General features: G+C 70.3%; 3 protein-coding genes. All 3 read left to right on the top strand.

All coding sequences use genetic code 11. From position 1 onward, the window contains the following. The first annotated feature begins 482 nt into the window (after positions 1–482). Positions 483–1,835, top strand: coding sequence for an ABC transporter substrate-binding protein (locus BZL64_RS25925; protein ID WP_425276068.1), 1,353 nt, complete (start codon positions 483–485; stop codon positions 1,833–1,835). Between the two features lies 1 nt (position 1,836). Further along, complete coding sequence (locus BZL64_RS25920) at positions 1,837–2,706, top strand: carbohydrate ABC transporter permease (protein WP_086771599.1); 870 nt, start codon at positions 1,837–1,839, stop codon at positions 2,704–2,706. After that, a partial coding sequence (locus tag BZL64_RS25915) for a carbohydrate ABC transporter permease (protein WP_107430345.1) occupies positions 2,703–3,413 on the top strand: 711 nt, incomplete at its 3' end. The genes BZL64_RS25920 and BZL64_RS25915, both read left to right, overlap by 4 nt.

Raw genomic sequence — 3,413 nt, 5'->3', positions numbered from 1 at the left:
GGCCCGCGGACGGCGTGCACCCTCCGGCTCCCGCGGTGACGCGTCGCCTCCCCCGCTCCCGGACGGAGGCCCGCCCAGCCACCATTGACCACCCTGATCGACCCGGACGGCAAGGCTTCCTCCGGCGCGTGCGCGCACGCCGAGCCGCTGTACCGGCAGCGTCCCGCTCCTGTCGGACGGCCCCTGGCCCGGCGGTAACGTCCGCCCCTGATCCGGCGGGCCCCTGAGCCAGGCCCCAGCATCCGCCTCGGCTCCACCCCAGCCCCTTCTCTCCGGCCGCGACCTCCGCCTCGCTCCTTGTGGAACGTCCGTCGGTGCCGGTCCGCCCGGACCCGCACCCGACCGCGGCGTCCGAGCCCCGGCCGTCGCGACCGCGCCCTCCCTCATACCCTGCGCACGCCCTCGTCCGGCGTGCCTGCCACCCATGCCACCGGCGGGAGTTCACCATGCCCCTTTCCGCGTCACTGCCCAGCCCTTCCCGGATGAGCCGTCGTCTGTTCCTCACCACCACGGGCGCCCTGTCGCTCGGCGCCGCGCTCACCGCGTGCGGCGGCGACTCCGGCGGTTCCCCCGCCGCCACCGAGCCGGTGGGACAGGCCGACATCGACAAGGCGATGCGTACGCCGACCGAGCTGACGTTCTGGACCTGGGTCCCCGACATCGCCAAGGAGGTCGCGCTCTTCGAGAAGAAGTACCCGGCCGTCAAGGTCAAGGTCGTCAACGCCGGCCAGGGCACCCCGCAGTACACCAAGCTGCGTACGGCGCTGAAGGCCGGCAGCGGGGCCCCGGACCTGGTCCAGATCGAGTACCAGGCCATTCCGACGTTCACCATCACCGACAGCCTGCTGGACCTGCGGCCGTACGGCGCCGCCGCGCTCAAGGACCGGTTCGTCGACTGGACGTGGAGCCAGGTCAGCGGAGCCGGCGGCGAGGTGTGGGCGATCCCGCAGGACACCGGCCCGATGGGCATGCTGTACCGGCAGGACATCTTCGACGAGCACGGCATCGAAGTGCCCACCACCTGGGACGAGTTCGCGGCGGCGGCGCGCAAGCTGCACAAGGCGGACCCCGACGTCTACCTCACCAACCTCGCGGCGAACCAGCCCGCGGCCTGGCACGGCCTCCAGTGGCAGGCGGGCGCCAAGCCGTATGCGTCCTCCGGCAAGAGCGACATCACCATCAGCGTCGACGACGCCGCGTCGAGGAAGCTCGGCGAGTACTGGGGCGGGCTCGCGAAGGAGGGGGTCATCGGTGTCGAGCCGGACTTCACCGACGCCTGGTACGCCGCCCTCAACAAGGGCAAGTACGCCACCTGGATCACCGCCGCCTGGGGGCCCGTCTTCCTCTCCGGCTCCGCCAAGGCCACCGCGGGCAAGTGGCGGGCGGCCCCGTTGCCGCAGTGGGACGCGGCCAAGCCCAGCTCGGGCAACTGGGGCGGCTCGACGACCGCGGTGATCCGCGCCGGCAAGAACCCGATAGCGGCGGCCGTGTTCGCGCAGTTCCTCAACAGCGACCCGGCCAGCGCCCGCATGTTCGCCACCGAGCAGTTCTTCTTCCCGGCGACCAAGGCCCTCCTCACGGACGCCGAGTTCATCGGCCAGACGCCGTCGTTCTACGGCGGCCAGAAGGTCAACCAGCTGTTCGCCGACATCGGTTCCACCGTCGACGCGGACTTCCAGTGGCCCCCGTTCCTCGACCAGGCGGCCACCGACTGGACCGAGACCGTCGGCAAGTCCCTAGCCGACCGGACCGACACCGTCCGCGCGCTCGGCACCTGGCAGTCACGGCTCACCACGTACGCCAAGGGCCAGGGCTTCACCGTGAAGGGGGGCTGAGATGAGCCGTCGCCGTACGGCGGGACCGCTGTTCGTCGCCCCGTTCATGGTGCTGTTCCTGCTGCTCTTCCTCACCCCGCTCGCTTACGCCGCCTACCTCAGCCTGTTCCAGGAACGCCTGATCGGCGGTACGGCGTTCGTCGGCCTCGACAACTACGTCACGGCACTGAGCGACCCGCTGCTCCTGCACGGCCTCGGACGTGTCGCCCTGTTCTTCGTGATCCAGGTCCCCCTGATGCTGCTGCTGGCGCTCGCGTTCGCGCTGGCCCTCGACAGCGGCCTGCTCCGCCTCGCCCGCGTGATCCGGCTCGGCATCTTCATCCCGTACGCCGTGCCGAGCGTGGTCGCCGCCCTGATGTGGGGCTACCTGTACGGCCCGGACTTCGGACCCTTCGCCCAGCTGAGCCGGGAACTGTCCCTGCCGGTGCCCGACTTCCTCAGCGAGGGCTGGATGCTCGCCAGCCTGGCGAACATCGTGACCTGGGAGTTCGTCGGCTACAACATGATCATCCTGTACGCCGCCCTGCGCACGGTCCCGCCCGAGCTGTACGAGGCCGCCGCCATGGACGGGGCCGGCGCCTGGCGCATCGCCTGGTCGATCAAACTGCCCGCGCTCCGCCCGGCGCTGATGCTGACCCTGCTGTTCTCGGTGATCGGCAGCTTCCAGCTGTTCAACGAGCCGAACCTGCTGATGAAGGTCGCCCCCGACGTCATCAGCAGCTCCTACACCGCCAACCTGTACGCCTACTCCCTCGCCTTCACCGGCCAGCAGGTCAACTACGCGGCCACGGTGTCCTTCCTCCTCGGCCTCGTCATCGTGATCGCCTCCTATGCCGTCCTGCTCACCGCGAACCGCAGGAGGACCTCGTGACCACCACGACCCCGGCGGCCACGGTCGCGCCGAAAGCGGTGGAGCCGGCCGGCACCGCGCCCGCCACGAAGCACGCGCCCCGCCGCAGCACCCCCCTGACGGTCGCCATGCTGGCCGTCCTCGCCTACTTCCTCCTCCCCCTGTGCTGGCTCCTGATCGCCTCGACCAAGAGCACGCAGGACCTGTTCAACAGCTTCGGCCTGTGGTTCTCGCACGCCCCGCAACTGCTGACGAACATCAGGGCGACCTTCGCCCAGGACGACGGCGTCTTCGCCCACTGGCTGCTCAACACGGTGATCTACGCCGGTGTCAGCTCGCTCGGAGCGGCGCTGCTGGCCGCCGCCGGCGGCTACGGGTTCGCCAAGTTCCGCTTCCGCGGCGACCGGATCGCCTTCAACCTCGTCCTCGGCGCCGTCATGGTCCCGACGACCGCCCTGGCTATCCCCACCTACCTGCTCTTCGCCCAGGCGGGCCTGGTCAACACTCCGTGGGCCGTCATCCTGCCCTCGCTGGTCAACCCGTTCGGCCTCTACCTCATGCGGATCTACGCCCAGGACGCCGTCCCCGACAGTCTCCTGGAGGCCGCCCGGATCGACGGCGCCGGCGAGGCCCGGATCTTCTTCGGCATCGTGCTGCGCCTGCTGGGCCCCGGCCTGGTGACGGTGGTGCTGTTCACCCTGGTGGCGACCTGGAACAACTACTTCCTG

It is taken from the genome of Streptomyces bobili (genome assembly GCF_002154575.1).
Classification (GTDB): Bacteria; Actinomycetota; Actinomycetes; order Streptomycetales; family Streptomycetaceae; genus Streptomyces; species Streptomyces bobili.
Note: the sequence above shows the minus strand (reverse complement) of the source record. Positions and strands in the feature narration are given on the sequence as shown.

Coding starts and splice junctions, on each gene's coding strand:
- BZL64_RS25925 (WP_425276068.1), top strand. CDS start 483: ATGAGCCGTCGTCTGTTCCTCACCACCACGGGCGCCCTGTCGCTCGGC.
- BZL64_RS25920 (WP_086771599.1), top strand. CDS start 1,837: ATGAGCCGTCGCCGTACGGCGGGACCGCTGTTCGTCGCCCCGTTCATG.